Annotated in this window: 16 protein-coding genes; all 16 read right to left on the bottom strand. The window is 51.8% G+C overall.

Annotated features, from left to right (window positions below; all coding sequences use genetic code 11):
- Positions 1-7: 7 nt before the first annotated feature.
- On the bottom strand, positions 8-499 hold the full coding sequence (locus Q3C19_RS04430; RefSeq protein WP_289539910.1) for a DUF3872 domain-containing protein: 492 nt from the start codon (positions 497-499) through the stop codon (positions 8-10).
- 45 nt (positions 500-544) lie between these two features.
- Positions 545-1,423: a toprim domain-containing protein gene (locus Q3C19_RS04425; protein ID WP_289539885.1), complete on the bottom strand. Its 879-nt coding sequence runs from the start codon at positions 1,421-1,423 to the stop codon at positions 545-547.
- A 6-nt stretch (positions 1,424-1,429) separates the two neighbouring features.
- Complete coding sequence (locus Q3C19_RS04420; protein WP_122119898.1) at positions 1,430-2,002, bottom strand: conjugal transfer protein TraO; 573 nt, start codon at positions 2,000-2,002, stop codon at positions 1,430-1,432.
- Between the two features lie 2 nt (positions 2,003-2,004).
- On the bottom strand, positions 2,005-2,976 hold the full coding sequence (traN, locus tag Q3C19_RS04415) for a conjugative transposon protein TraN (protein ID WP_217304511.1): 972 nt from the start codon (positions 2,974-2,976) through the stop codon (positions 2,005-2,007).
- A gap of 20 nt (positions 2,977-2,996) precedes the next feature.
- Positions 2,997-4,289, bottom strand: coding sequence for a conjugative transposon protein TraM (gene traM, locus Q3C19_RS04410; RefSeq protein WP_217304512.1), 1,293 nt, complete (start codon positions 4,287-4,289; stop codon positions 2,997-2,999).
- A 4-nt stretch (positions 4,290-4,293) separates the two neighbouring features.
- Complete coding sequence (locus tag Q3C19_RS04405) at positions 4,294-4,587, bottom strand: TraL conjugative transposon family protein (RefSeq protein ID WP_005801780.1); 294 nt, start codon at positions 4,585-4,587, stop codon at positions 4,294-4,296.
- 13 nt (positions 4,588-4,600) lie between these two features.
- The gene (gene traK / locus Q3C19_RS04400) at positions 4,601-5,224 is read right to left on the bottom strand and encodes a conjugative transposon protein TraK (protein ID WP_005801781.1); all 624 of its coding nucleotides are present in this window, start codon (positions 5,222-5,224) and stop codon (positions 4,601-4,603) included.
- A 33-nt stretch (positions 5,225-5,257) separates the two neighbouring features.
- Positions 5,258-6,262 carry a conjugative transposon protein TraJ gene (gene traJ / locus Q3C19_RS04395; protein WP_025279141.1) on the bottom strand — a complete coding sequence of 335 codons (1,005 nt, stop codon included), beginning with the start codon at positions 6,260-6,262 and terminating at the stop codon, positions 5,258-5,260.
- An 18-nt stretch (positions 6,263-6,280) separates the two neighbouring features.
- The gene (locus tag Q3C19_RS04390; protein ID WP_087208475.1) at positions 6,281-6,913 is read right to left on the bottom strand and encodes a DUF4141 domain-containing protein; all 633 of its coding nucleotides are present in this window, start codon (positions 6,911-6,913) and stop codon (positions 6,281-6,283) included.
- A 43-nt stretch (positions 6,914-6,956) separates the two neighbouring features.
- Positions 6,957-8,006, bottom strand: coding sequence for a hypothetical protein (locus Q3C19_RS04385; RefSeq protein WP_087208473.1), 1,050 nt, complete (start codon positions 8,004-8,006; stop codon positions 6,957-6,959).
- 21 nt (positions 8,007-8,027) lie between these two features.
- Positions 8,028-10,529, bottom strand: a complete 2,502-nt coding sequence (locus tag Q3C19_RS04380) for a TraG family conjugative transposon ATPase (protein ID WP_289539876.1) — start codon at positions 10,527-10,529, stop codon at positions 8,028-8,030.
- Entirely contained in the window at positions 10,526-10,858 is a 333-nt protein-coding gene (locus Q3C19_RS04375; protein WP_138265888.1) for a DUF4133 domain-containing protein, read from the bottom strand. Before Q3C19_RS04375 ends, Q3C19_RS04380 begins: the two co-directional genes overlap by 4 nt.
- Before the next feature lie 2 nt (positions 10,859-10,860).
- Complete coding sequence (locus Q3C19_RS04370; protein ID WP_072531852.1) at positions 10,861-11,157, bottom strand: DUF4134 domain-containing protein; 297 nt, start codon at positions 11,155-11,157, stop codon at positions 10,861-10,863.
- Positions 11,158-11,454: 297 nt separating this feature from the next.
- Positions 11,455-11,787: a hypothetical protein gene (locus Q3C19_RS04365; RefSeq protein ID WP_138265889.1), complete on the bottom strand. Its 333-nt coding sequence runs from the start codon at positions 11,785-11,787 to the stop codon at positions 11,455-11,457.
- A 160-nt stretch (positions 11,788-11,947) separates the two neighbouring features.
- Entirely contained in the window at positions 11,948-12,724 is a 777-nt protein-coding gene (locus Q3C19_RS04360) for a DUF4122 family protein (RefSeq protein WP_032944429.1), read from the bottom strand.
- Positions 12,725-12,726: 2 nt separating this feature from the next.
- Positions 12,727-13,167: a DUF3408 domain-containing protein gene (locus Q3C19_RS04355; RefSeq protein ID WP_229033567.1), complete on the bottom strand. Its 441-nt coding sequence runs from the start codon at positions 13,165-13,167 to the stop codon at positions 12,727-12,729.

Here is a 13,167-nt window from a genome sequence, read left to right as displayed (position 1 = left end):
GTCAGGTTCATTGTGATACGATGACGACAGGCTGTTCCTTACCGCCGGAGGTAACCACGGTATCCTCGTCCTCCGTCTCATTGTTGAAATCGAAGGTCAGCTGGAAAAGCTGTGCCGGCTCGCTGTTGTCCTCAAAATAGATGTCGATGCTCTGCTGGTCCTCACACTCGGAGGTGTAATAAAGGCGGAACACTTCCCTGTCCAGGGGATAACGGTCGTTGGGCTGCAGCACCATCCCGTCGTCCATGCGCAGCTTGCCTTCGCCGTCCGGCTGGAAATAGCGGATGGTATAGCGGGCGTCGGAGAACCGTCCTTCCCGTTTCAGTTCACAGCGGATTTCCACGGTCTCGCCTTTCACGATACGCTTGGGAACCGGCATCGTCTCCACCTTAAAGGGATAGGACTGCTGCACGTCAAGGTCATCGCTGCACGAGGTCAATATAGTGAAGGTCATGCCCATCAGGGCGCATACAAGGGCAAACAGCCCTTTCTTGTTCATAATCGGTTTCATATTCATTTCTTGTTTTAACGGTTTATAAAAAAATTACTGTTCAGGCGGAAAATTGCTTTCCAGATATTCGTTCAGGTCCTTGCATCCGGCATACAGGTCGGAACAATCGTCAATCCTGTCACCGTAGCGTTTCCGAAGGACGGCCAGTGTCCTTTTTCCGGCATCGTCATTGTCCAGGTAGCACCGGATTTTCCCGTAATGGTCCAGATAAGGGAACGAGCGTTCAAGCAGGGCCACCGAATTGAGGACCAGATAGTCCTCACCGCGGCTGATGCCGAGTACCTTCCACGAAAGGAAATCGATGAAACCCTCAAACAGGTTGCAGGTAAGCGAGCCGTTGCGGATAACGGAAATATCCTTGGGCGGGATACACCATTTCATGAACCTGCTCCGTAGCTCATAGCCTCCACTCATATTCCTGAAGCCGACGGCAAAATACCGCTTGCCGTACAGCCGGAACCGTACTTCCTCGCACTCTGCACGGGCAATTTCGGCAGGAATACCGCGTCCCTTCAGATAACCGAGCAGGACATTGCAGTACAAGGGACTCCGTACCACTTCCTCAAAGCGGGAAGCCTCTTTCCGCTTTTCTGTCCTGACACTTTCCTTTTCTCTTTTCTGTCCGGCATATTCAGGTATTGTGCCTCCATATACTCCGGCGATAAACCTCGCCTGAGCCATGAAGCCGTCACATCCCGAAAGTTCTCCCGCAAGGGTGAAGATGTCGCCTCCATGCCCGGTACCGAAGTCGTGCCATACACCCTTACGGGTGTTCACATGGAACGAAGGTGTCCTTTCCTCACGGCACGGGGAGAGATACCAGCATTCGTCGCCGTGCCGTCTGACCGGCTCATGTCCCAGACGGGACAGGAATTCCTCAATGGGAATGCCTCTGATCATCTCTATATCCATAGGCGTCTAATTGATGATGAAACGGACTCCAAGCCCGAACTGTGTCGTGAACTTTCCCAGCGAACTTCCCCATAGCACACGTTCACGCACATGGGCAAGCAGCACGATACGATCCGTCACATAGCTTTCCAGCTCCAGCGTCAGGGCTCCGCCATAGACGAAGGCATCCCGGTGGGAAAGCATGGAACCGTCATACAGAACCTTTTCTCCCCAGTTCAACGTCTCATATCCCACCAGGGCGGAACCGCCGACAGAGAGGAAGAATATCTTCGCCGGGTCGGACAGGAACTTCAGGTAATAACCGCCCTCAGCCGTAAACTGGGCCCGTGGGACGGAAGTCCCGCGATAGCCGTAGTTCTTCAGCAGGTATTCCACGCCAGCCACCCAATGATTAGCCCTTTTCGTATAGCCCGACACGGCAAACCCCGTGTACCAGTCAACTGGAGATTGCAGGCTTCCGGCAAAGCCTCCCCTGAGTTCCACACCCTTCATTCCGGGAAGGTAACGCTGGGCGTATGCCTGCCCCGATGACAGGGCAAGCGATACGCATACGGCAAAAAGAAACAGATACTTCTTCATGGTCATTTCACTTTAAGTTCATTGATAACCCTCGCTCTCACGATATCTTCACTCTCCACGGTGAAGCTCTGATGACGGCCTCCGCTCTTCTCGTGCATCTCCACCACCAGCATCTTGTCGGCGGGAATGGTGAACTTGTCAAAGACAAAGACGGTACGCTCGTCCTTCTTTCCGGCAACAGCCGTGGCATAATTGTAGGCACGCAGCGGAAATATCACCTGCTCCTGGATGGCCGTGCGCTTGAGGACTTTCTTGTCCACAATCTTGAACGTCACGAAATCCACCTCATAAGGCACGTTCGACGTGTTCTTCACCTGGGTATGGAAATAGAGCAGCCCGTTGTGGGTATAGAGCCCGCGCAGCAGGTACTGGATGCCGAACGCCTTGCTTCCGATATGCTTGATGTGGCGTCTGTTATCCTTGTGGATGGCCTTGGCAATAAGATGTACCAGCTTGGGCGACTCGCTGCCGAGTTCCTTCAGGTAGATGTCAAGGGCATTGTTCGGGCGGTTCACCTCGCTGCCGTCATGGATGAAATCGGCCATCTCAATGTTGAGCAGCAGGGGCTCGTCGGCATACTTCACATTGAAGGTGTAGAAACTTCCGCTTTCGGTAATCACCGACATGTTGGTCTCCTCACGGAAATTCTTTCTCGTAGCCTTTACCCTGATTACATTCTCTGAACCGTCCGCCTTGCCCGCAATCAGATTCGGAGAACCGAGATCCACGTAACGGACAGCCGCGGGAAAGATGATATGGGTCGTCTTGTCATACGTCACTTCCAGCCCGTATGGCGGAATCATCCGGTCAAAGGTGAGCTTTCTGGACAGCCCGTGATAGAGGTCGCCGTCCTCCTGCTGCGGATAGATATCCGCTTTCAGGGTCAAATCATTTACGGCCGTGGTATCAGCCGACTGTGCATGTGCACTTGCAACGCCGCCTGCGAGGGCAAGCATCAAAAGAATCTTTTTCATGTCTTTACTGTTTTAATGGGTTATTGATTGTTGTTCTGATAAAGCATCAGTCCGTAGCCTGATTTGAGATGCACCTTCTCCTCGCGCATCTTCTTGGAAATGTACTGCGACACGCCCTGTATGGCCCCCCGTCCAAGCTCGGAGAGGAGCTGGTCGCCTGCCGACTGGTTGGTGATGGAGATGGTCGTGCCGAGATTCTGTCCCATGTTGGCGGCCACTTCCCTTACCGCATTCGCTTCCGTCGAACCGGGAATGAATATCCCGTCCTGTCCGTCACTGTCCAGCACGGTCAGTTCCACGGGAATGACATTGCCGTCATATTCGACCTGCAGGATTTCAATGCCAAGCCGCTCGCCCTGGATACGTCCCTCACCGGTCAGCAGGGTATTGCGGGGAAGCACGTATCTTCCCACACGCATGGCCTCCAGCAGCCTGAGACGCACGCTTTGTCCGCTGATGACGGTCTGGTCGCCATGCACACAGGCCCGTATGGTATTCTTCGTCCTCTGTGTCCCGGCACTGCCCACAGCCGTATGGAAGCCGGCATCCGCACCGGAAAGCAGTCTCGCGAACTGCATCGAATCGGCAAGAGGCTGAGGAAGGGACGACACGACCGGAGAGGAAACCAACCCGACGGGAACGGCTTTCGCCTTCCTCTCCCTTGAGGGGTTTTCCGTCTCCTGACTCTCCACTGTTCCCGTACTGCCGCCCGAAGGCATATATTTGGCGGCAAGCTCATAGGACTTCTCCAGCAGGGCCACCTGCTCCTCGTAGCTCGGTCCGGCCGTCTGCGTTGCGGCAGCCTGGCGGAGCTGTTCCACCTCTGCTTTCAGCGCTTCCTTTTCCGGGTCTTCCTCCGGACTCTCGTAAAAGCTGCCAAGCGTGGCGTTGATGTCGTTGTAGGCCGAGGCGGAAGAGGCGAAAGCTCCCGTCCTGCCGTTTCCCACGGAACGGTACGCACGGCTTTCATTTTCACTTCCAATTTCCTGTGCCGGTTCTGTTTCCGGGACATTCTCCTGTCTGTGTCCATCGGCCAGGGCGGAGAAGTCGGCCAGCGTACGCTTCTTCTCCTCCTGCCGGCGAACCATGTCCGCCTGCTCATAGGCAGCCATCTTGTCCGCCTCGATACCCGTACCCCTCGGGTCGGGAAGTTCGGCATTGAAGCCCGTTTTCTTTTCCGCCTCTTGCCTGTCTTTCTCGGTCGGGGCGAAAATCAGCCACATACACCCGAGGAACAGCAGGAACATGCCGGTGAAAACCAGATATTTCCTGATTTTCTGCTTCTGTTTCAATTTTTCTGCATCCGTACTCATAACCTTACCTGTTGAACTGGTTAAAAAACTCTTCCATCTCACGGATTTTCACGTCGGAAAGGGTATCCGCCGGCACAAAGTCGGGAACCTCAAGCGGAGTAATCCTGATGACGTCCTGCCGAATGTCCTCCCGCCCGATGTCATAAACCGCCCGGAAAATCATGTAGAAATTGACCAGCGCGAAAAGGGAAGCCATCACGATGACGGCGATTGCCCTCTGACGGGGTGTGAGCCTGTCACAAAGGCCGCGCAGCCTGCCCCCGATAAAATCCTTGATTTTTACATACATCTTTCTCATACATACCTTGTTTTTATCTGTCATACATTCTGATATCCCTGTTCTCCAACACGCGGAACCCTTCCAGGATGAACCCGTGCGGATTGTTGTCACTGCGGGTGGAGTTCCGCAGCCTGCCATGCGTGACAAGGCTGCGTTCCGTCACGCTCTTCTCACGGATGATGAAAAGGCGTGCGTATGTCATGACATCATACGGATAGGTGTTGAAGTCGCACTTCACGCTGTCTATCTCGATACGCTGGCTGACATTGCCCGAAATGATTCTATTGTAGTAGCCCTGTTCGGCCAGATCACCGTAATGGGAATAGGCGGAACGGTCGCTCAGGAACATGGCACGCTGCACATTCCCCTCGATGGCACTCTTATCGGGGGCCAGCGTGAAGAACAACTCGTGGAAGCGTCTGACATGCTCCCTTGCCTCTACGGGGCGGTTCTGCTCCAGGTCCTGCGAGAGGGCGAGCATGAGCGACTTTCCCTCGTCCAGCACATAGATTTTCTGGCGCTGGGCTTCGGCAAAGCTGTACGCCTTCCACACGGAATAGCCCACAAGCAGGGTGCAGACACCCAGATAGACGATTCCGAACAGGCGCAGGTGCCGGAAGCTGGTCTCGATATTTTTCAGTGATTTGAATTCCATTGTCTTTCAGTTTTTTTGATTGTCATTACTTGATTACTTGAACAGTCTTCCGGTCACGTTGCCCACGGCGGCACCGGTGGCGCCTCCCACGATGGACCCGGCCTTGGAAGCCGTCTGGTTCACGTTCTTTCCGTAGTTCCCGGCACCTCCTCCGGCCTGCACGATCCAGTTCGCCACGGTCGGGATGGTGAAATACCCGATGATGCCGATGATAAGGAACGTGATATACACGGCATTGGAACTGTCCGGAATGAAGTTGGGGTCAGACAGCTGCTCGATGTCCTTCTGAAGCATCAGAGTCTGTATGCGGGCCAGCACACTGCTGAAAAGGTCAGAGACGGGCAGCCACAGATAGATGCTGATATAGCGGACAAACCACTGGCTGAGCGAAGCCTGGAAACCGTCCCAGCACGAAATGGCAAAGGAGATGGGCCCGAGTATGGAAAGGACAATCAGGAAGAAGGTCCTGAGCGTATCCACCACCAGTGCAGCGGCATTGAACATCAGTTCCAGCAGCTCGCGGAAAAAGTTCTGCACCGCCTTCTTCATGTTGTACATGGCACGGTCCACGTACATGCCGCACGCCTCGATGGCGTCCAGGGCTCCCAACTCGTCCAGCTTGTTGTCAAAAGCCTCCTTGTCCACCAGGTAGGCCGTCTCGGGATTCCTCCGCATCGCCTCAATCTCCAGCTTGTCCTTCTGCTCCCGGTACTCGTTCATGTCGAAGGTCTGCGTCTCCAGAATCTTGTGCGTTCCGGTCACGACGGGTGACAGGATGCTGTTGAGCGTACCCAGCACGATGGTCGGGAAAAACATGATGCAGATACCCAGAGCAAACGGGCGCAGCAGGGGGAACACGTCAATGGGTTCGGCCCTGGCCAGCGACTGCCAGACACGGTACGCCACATAAAAGAGGGCTCCCAATCCGGCAAGGCCCTTGGCCACGCCGGTCATCTGCGAACAGAGCGGCATCATGTCCGTGTACAGACTTTGCAGAATCTGGTGCAGATTGTCAAAATTCACAGCCAACAATACCATAAGCAATCCTCCTTGAAATTACCAGTAGCGTTCGTTGGGTGAACCGTACAGGGCCATCACGCGGTCAAGGTCATTCTGTTTCTTGGCTCGCAGGTACGACACGCCGATGTTCTTGTTGGTATAGTACTGCACCAGACTGCGGTATTGCAGCATGTCGGTATAGCAGCGGTCGATGATGTCCATACGCTCCTTGTCGTTCATCGAAAGGCCGTTCTCATTGACCACCGTCTTCAGGTCTGTCAGCAGATTGGCACTCTCCTCCAGCAGCTTCGTGTAGCCGAGGGCGATGGCACTCAGTTCCTCAGGGGTGAAATAAGGGTCACTGAGCATACGCTCATAACTGGTCACATAGATTTCCGTGATGTCACCGACCATCAGGATGGTCTGCTGCACCTTGCGGGCATCGCGTACCAGATTCTTGACCTTCCTAAGGCCGTCATAATACTCCTTGCCCTGCTGGTAAATCTTTACCGTCTCCTGAAAATTTTTGACCATATTGCTGGCCGTCGAGGACGTGTGGACAATATTCTTGGCGGCGTTGATGATGCCCTGGGCCAGATTCCCGGGGTCGGTCACTACCCATTGGGCGTGTGCCTTGCCTGCCGAAAGAAGGCAGATACAGCATAAGGCTGTCATAATTCTTTTTTTCATGTCGTTAATCTTTAATGGTTGATAAATCTTTTTTTCCGTAAGTTCAAAGCCCCATCTTTCGCCCTTTGGACGGCGGGTTACGGAGGATAGGCTTGTGTACCGGTCTCGGACGGTCTGCCTCTGCCACTTTTTCTTTCCCGTGTCTGAGGGAGGCGAAGAATTCGTCAGCATACGGTCTGCGGCTGGTAACCCGGACTAATCTGTCATCCAGTTCTTTGTAGGCTTTCTGTGCCTGACGGGATTGTTCTTCCGGGGCTGCGGTCTTGTCAATACCGTATTTGATCAGAAAATCCGGTTGCACATTGATAAGGTCGTTTGAAGCATCCGGTGACACGGCGATACGCCCCAATTTGTCAAGCTCCCGGTCAAGTCTCTCAAGATAGAAGTCCGGCAGACGGACTCCGGGGATATTCTCGACCGCCTTTTCAGCCGCCGCACACATCTCGGCTTCTATACGGGGAATGTTCATCCTGACATCAGGCTCAATGCAGCAGTCATCCCTGTCCATCAGATAGCTTTCGAGCCATTCATAGGTACTGCATTTGTCCTCAATGCCATAGCGCAGCTTGACGTAGGTCGATGGAAGCATGCTGTATGAGGCGAGTTCGCACAGTTCAGATACATCCCGGCTCTTTCTCTGGAAGTCCAATATTCCTATTGCGGATATTACTTCACTATGTGGCGGGCGTTCAATTCTATTCATCGGATATTTCGTACATCCCCAATCACGCATAACGGTGTACATTGCGAACAAGCCATGCACTGATGTGGCTTCCGATGGTGGGATATCCGTCAGTTGAAAGCCGTGTTTCGCCATAAATGGAGTATCCGTCAATACATCCATCATATTTACGGATTCCTTTTTCATCGTTGATATGGGAGAATCGAAGGGTTCGGATTTCGCTATCAGCAGGGCAATCTGTTCAATAGCTTTTTCCGAATGACTGTACTCCCGGATAAGCTTTGCAAGTTCCCCGTGATTGTACACACCGGCAAGAAGTTTGGCTTTTTGAGCAATCTCCTGCAATTCCCGGTAGTCCGGTTCCCGGAGGCGACCGACAATCCGATGTCTTATCCATTCGGTAAATTTCATGTCTTTCTTGATTTTTGAATGTTACTTACTGTTACGTTTACTCTCGGCCAGCTGCTTGATTGCCAGCTCGATATTGCCACCCAACTTCCGGGTAAGCCGCATCAGTTCCAGCTTTTCCGTCTCCTCGGTCGTATAGGTGTAGTATTCTTCGGGCGAGACTTCGGTGGCATAGACCGCCGACTGCGTTCCGCCGAGACCTATCCACACTTCCTTGTACTTGCGGGACGGGCTGTTGGCCATGTTGATGGAGAGAATCTGGGCACGTTCCTTGTCGGTCAGGCCCAGCAGGGACTGGATTTCATCGAACTTGTTGACATACTTCCGCTGGTCCAACAAGATCTTGCAGTCACTGTTGTTGATGATGGTTCCCTTGACAATGGGTGACGATATGATGTCTTCCACTTCTTGGGTAACGACAACAGCCTCTCCGAAAAACTTTCGGACGGTCTTGAAAAGGTAGCGGATATAGTTGCTCATATTGGCGGATGCCAATGCCTTCCAACATTCCTCAATGAGTATCATCTTTCGGATACCTTTCAGCTTTCGCATCTTGCTGATGAAAGTTTCCATGATGATGATGGTGACAATCGGAAGCAGCACCTTGTTGTCACGGATATTGTCCAGCTCGAAAACAATAAACCGTTTGCCAAGCAAATCAAGCTGTCTGTCGGAATTCAACAGGAAGTCATACTCGCCACCCTTGTAATAAGGTTCCAGTACATTCAGGAAACCCCACACGTCAAAATCCTTCTCCCGTGTACGCTTGGTCTTCAGAATTTCCTGATACTCGTCGCGGATGAACTCATAGAAGGTATTGAAGGACGGAACCACGGTACTGTCCGTGCGTATCTTCTCCAGAAAGAGATTGACCGCATTGGAGAGCGCCACCTCCTCGGCACGTGTCGGCGGCTCGTCATCACGTTTCCACAGGGTAAGGATAAGCGTCTTGATGGACTCTTTCTTTTCGATGTCAAACACACCGTCCTCCACGTAGAAAGGATTGAAGGCAATCGGATCGCTCTCCTCATAGGTGAAATAGATGCCGTCCTCGCCATGCGTGCGGGCATGGATAAGGCTGCACAGTCCCTGATAGGAATTTCCCGTGTCCACCAGCAGCACATGCGCTCCCTGTTCGTAATACTGGCGCACCATGTGGTTGGTGAAGAATGACTTTCCGCTGCCCGACGGTCCGAGGATGAACTTGTTGCGGTTGGTAATCGTACCGTTCTTCATCGGCAGGTCGGAGATGTCCAGATGGACAGGCTTTCCGGTCAGACGGTCCACCATGCGGATGCCAAACGGAGAAAGCGAATCCTTGTAGGACGTTTCCCCGATGAACAGGCACAGGGCCTGCTCGATGAAGGTGTAGAAACTTTCCTCAGACGGAAAATCACCGGCATTACCGGGAATGGCCGCCCAGAAGAGTGTAGGTACATCGACGGTATTGTGACGGGGCTTGGCCTCCATCAGGGCAATCTGGCTGCCCACATCATTCTTGATACGCTTCAGCTTCTCGCGGTCGTCGCTCCATGCAAAGACATTGCAATGCGCACGGATGGAAGTGAGCCCCTTGCTGTGTGCCTCGTTCAGGTACTCCTCAATCCATTCACGGTTGATTTGGTTGGAACGGCTGTAACGGGACAGCGAGTGCATGTTACGGGCAGTCTGCTCGAACTTCCTCAGGTTCTCCGCCGAATCGTCTATGAAGAGATACTGGTTCACGATATGGTTGCACGTGAGCAGTATCCCTATCGGTGCGGCAAAGGACAGGCGGCAGTCGCTGCGGTCCGTGGACAGCCGTTCATAACGGCTGTCCGTACCCACGGATGACGGCAAATCCTCCGTCTCGGAGAGGGTATGCAGACAGAGCACATTGTCTCCGACCTTCATTTCCCCGGCTCCGAGGGTGATGTCCTGCAGACTGGTCGTGTCCTCCTGCGAGAGCGAGAAATACTTTTCGATAATGCCCGCGGAGGTTTCAGTACCGATAATCTCTTCGTCCGTCAGCCTGACCATGCGAACCAGGCCGCTGTCGTTCACGATACGCTCGAACTGCCCGCAGCATTCCAGGAAGCGTGCGACGGTATCCTTGTCCTGCATCTCCTTGGGGATGATGAACCCGCGCGTGAGGGCATTGAAGCTGCTGGTCGTGCGGCTGTGTTCCTTCGTGGTCTTGGTCAGGAACAGATAGCAGGTATGGTTCAGGTACGGCCGCTCATTGAAATGTCTTTCAAAACTGCGGCTGAGGAAACTCAGGTCATCCCGGCAGATGTCGGGCCTGTAGCTCTCCTCGATGAAGATGTCCTGCTTGTGGACGATGCTGTAATTCGGCAAAACCCGGACAGCCTTCGCCCATGTGGAATGGAGGGCCTCGTACTCGGCGCGTGTCAGCGTGAACACTTCCGGCAGCTCCACCCTGTAGGCCACGGTGATGTCGGCATCCTTGCTGATGATGCATCCGTGCTCGACGGCCATCAGAGGGAACCGGCTTTCCAGCGTGGCGGCTTTCATTACATTTCTCATACGCTTCGTTTTTTCGGGGTTGGACAAATCAACCGGAGGAAACCCTTCCGGCTGATGATGTAGCGGGGATGTCGGCGCAGCGCCTGCAACTTCATCAGTCCCCATTCACCGTATTTCGCGTTCAGGCGGAAAGTCACCCAGACAAGCACCGAGGCGCAGGTGACACCGAAGCCGATACATACCCACTGGTCGATGCCTGCCATGTACATGATGACAAACAGAACGAACAGGGCGAGCAGTCCGCCGGCGAAGATGAACAGGTACTGGCTTTTCAGCCCCTTGAACTCAGGGCTGCGGCCGATTCCCTTGTTGATAGGATACTCCGCCATAATCAGAGGAAGAATGAGCGTAAGATGGTGGCGGCCACGATTAAAAAGATACAGGCGCCGAACCAGCTGGCTGCCGTCTTGGAGGTGTCGGGATCTCCCGAAGAGAACTTGGAATAGACCTTCACGCCTCCGATAAGGCCGACCACGGCTCCGATGGCATAAATCAGTTTGGTTCCCGGATCGAAATAGGAAGTGACCATGTTGGTGGCTTCGGTGATACCGCCGATACCATTACCCTGGGCGAAAGCCCCTGTCGTTGCAAGCAGCGCCATGGCTGCAAAAAAGAATCTTTTTTTCATGTGTCGAAACTTTTAATTGGTGAGACAAAAAATGATTTCGACCACGAATATATAACACGTAATTCATTGATTTACAACACTGACGATGCGTGACATCGGGTGTCATTACGTTACATCGGAAAGGGATTTCCAAACGATATGAAAAAGAATTTTTGGAAGCCGGTTGAAAAAAGTGAGAATATAAAAACGGGCACTCTCCATGAAAAAATGAGAATGCTGCGACGTGTCAGAATCAAAAAAGCGAAGTCTGAAAACCGGGCGGCTTTCAGACTTCGCTTCATATCATGGGAACGCTGTTTACTCTGCTGCTGAATCGGAAGAGAAGACACGCTGTTTCCTCTGTTCCTCCTTTTTCTCTTTTTGCAGCTTCTTTTTGAATTCCATTTCCTTCAGAATCTGTTTCAGCGGCCTGACAGTTTCAGGCTGCTCACGCTTGAACCTCTTGAAGTAGATATCCTCTATGAACTGCGGAAGCGGAACTTTCCATGGCTCATGTCTGTGGTTATCAATCTTTCCGAGTTTGTCAGGATTCAGACCAAGTTCACGTGCCATTTGCACATGCTTGTCCGACAGACGGTGACGCTTCTGAGCAGCCATCCATTTTTCCAATATTGCTTTTGTTACTGCCATAATCATTCATTTTTTACAAAGGTACGAATCTTGCCATTATGATAACGATATGACTATTTGTATTTTATTCGATGTTGTTTTCTGAAAATGATGAAAATGAAGAAGGCACGCCGATATCACATCGACATGCCCCCCAAAAATATGGCAACAAAAGAAAAAATTAAACGAATTTACCTATATCGAAAACTTCTTTTTTCTTCGGAGTCCCCCTTCGTCTTAAAAGCGGGTTTCCGGCTTCATCCAGATATTCGTTGAGCAGATGCCCGATTTTATGCTGACATCCGATTTCGTTTTCAAGAAGATTCAATACTTCTGTACCGGATAACTTGTGATAAATTGTCATGCTCGCACGAAAAGCCTTCTGTTCATCCCGGGTAGCGGAAGTCAGCACTTCCACAACATTATTCATTTCCTCGAATGTCATTGCCGTGTTGAAATCAGGATCAGGCTCCGCACCCACCGGAGCCATAAGTTCTTCCTTTTCCTCCTTGGTCAGCCCTTTGTTTTCCTGTACCACATCCTCAGGATTGATTTCTTCATCTTCCTCTATAGGTTCCTTGACCAATGGTTCGGAATGTGTAGGCTTTTTTCTTGCCACATCGGGATCTTCCAGATAGACGATCCTGGTCTTGCCGATCACGTCGTTATCGTCAACCTGTGAAGTCCGTTCTACAGTTACGGGCTTCTCCCGTACCACTTTTGTTTCCGACACATTTTTCTTGCGTCTTGCCTTTTCCCTGGCTTTTTCAGCTTTCTTTTCCTTGTATATCCGATATTCTTTACGGTATTTCCATAACTTGATACGGGCTATGCGCATCATACGGTACACTTTCTCCCAAGCGTCATACACTTGCTGACTGAAGATGAATATCCACAATCTGTAAAGTATGAAGACCGCGCATAGGACTTTGACTGCGAAATAAATTTTAATTTCCATAATCAGCTTTCTTTGTCTTTGTACAATTTCATAATCTCAGGTGAATATTTTTTCAGATGCTCGTCCACAATATTATTGATGTAGCCGGACATGGTAGCTTTGGGGTCTATGACCATAAGCATGTATTTGATTATACAGGCATTCTCCTGCTCGATACAGACCTGTGCCCGCTTTGCCAACGGTTTACAAGTAAGGTATTTTTCTTTGTAAATGGCACATCGCTCATCAATGCCGGGCGATTCTTTTTTTTGTTCAGGAAGGTTTACCGGTTCTGCATTTTTCACAGCCTCATTTGATTTGGCTGTATCCTTTTGTTTCAAACCGGACTTTCTGCCGAAAGTCATTTGTACAAGCCTTGCAGAAGCATGAATGGCTATCACTAATACAAGAAATACCATGATAATAACGACTACAATAGTCATAGTGTCAAAAAAGTCTCCCAT

The organism is Bacteroides sp. ET489 (assembly GCF_030518095.1).
Taxonomy (GTDB): domain Bacteria; phylum Bacteroidota; class Bacteroidia; order Bacteroidales; family Bacteroidaceae; genus Bacteroides; species Bacteroides ndongoniae.
The sequence above is the reverse complement of the archived record's forward strand: the minus strand, read 5'-3'. Positions and strand labels throughout refer to the sequence as shown.

Excerpts from the sequence above, each read along its gene's own strand:
- Q3C19_RS04385 (WP_087208473.1), bottom strand. The coding sequence starts at position 8,006 with ATGAAATTTACCGAATGGATAAGACATCGGATTGTCGGTCGCCTCCGG.
- Q3C19_RS04360 (WP_032944429.1), bottom strand. The coding sequence starts at position 12,724 with ATGGAAATTAAAATTTATTTCGCAGTCAAAGTCCTATGCGCGGTCTTC.
- Q3C19_RS04370 (WP_072531852.1), bottom strand. The coding sequence starts at position 11,157 with ATGAAAAAAAGATTCTTTTTTGCAGCCATGGCGCTGCTTGCAACGACA.
- Q3C19_RS04425 (WP_289539885.1), bottom strand. The coding sequence starts at position 1,423 with ATGGATATAGAGATGATCAGAGGCATTCCCATTGAGGAATTCCTGTCC.
- Q3C19_RS04405 (WP_005801780.1), bottom strand. The coding sequence starts at position 4,587 with ATGAGAAAGATGTATGTAAAAATCAAGGATTTTATCGGGGGCAGGCTG.
- Q3C19_RS04430 (WP_289539910.1), bottom strand. The coding sequence starts at position 499 with ATGAACAAGAAAGGGCTGTTTGCCCTTGTATGCGCCCTGATGGGCATG.
- traK (WP_005801781.1), bottom strand. The coding sequence starts at position 5,224 with ATGGAATTCAAATCACTGAAAAATATCGAGACCAGCTTCCGGCACCTG.
- Q3C19_RS04420 (WP_122119898.1), bottom strand. The coding sequence starts at position 2,002 with ATGAAGAAGTATCTGTTTCTTTTTGCCGTATGCGTATCGCTTGCCCTG.
- Q3C19_RS04380 (WP_289539876.1), bottom strand. The coding sequence starts at position 10,529 with ATGAGAAATGTAATGAAAGCCGCCACGCTGGAAAGCCGGTTCCCTCTG.
- Q3C19_RS04375 (WP_138265888.1), bottom strand. The coding sequence starts at position 10,858 with ATGGCGGAGTATCCTATCAACAAGGGAATCGGCCGCAGCCCTGAGTTC.
- Q3C19_RS04355 (WP_229033567.1), bottom strand. The coding sequence starts at position 13,167 with ATGGGAGACTTTTTTGACACTATGACTATTGTAGTCGTTATTATCATG.
- traM (WP_217304512.1), bottom strand. The coding sequence starts at position 4,289 with ATGAGTACGGATGCAGAAAAATTGAAACAGAAGCAGAAAATCAGGAAA.
- Q3C19_RS04365 (WP_138265889.1), bottom strand. The coding sequence starts at position 11,787 with ATGGCAGTAACAAAAGCAATATTGGAAAAATGGATGGCTGCTCAGAAG.
- Q3C19_RS04390 (WP_087208475.1), bottom strand. The coding sequence starts at position 6,913 with ATGAAAAAAAGAATTATGACAGCCTTATGCTGTATCTGCCTTCTTTCG.
- traN (WP_217304511.1), bottom strand. The coding sequence starts at position 2,976 with ATGAAAAAGATTCTTTTGATGCTTGCCCTCGCAGGCGGCGTTGCAAGT.
- traJ (WP_025279141.1), bottom strand. The coding sequence starts at position 6,262 with ATGGTATTGTTGGCTGTGAATTTTGACAATCTGCACCAGATTCTGCAA.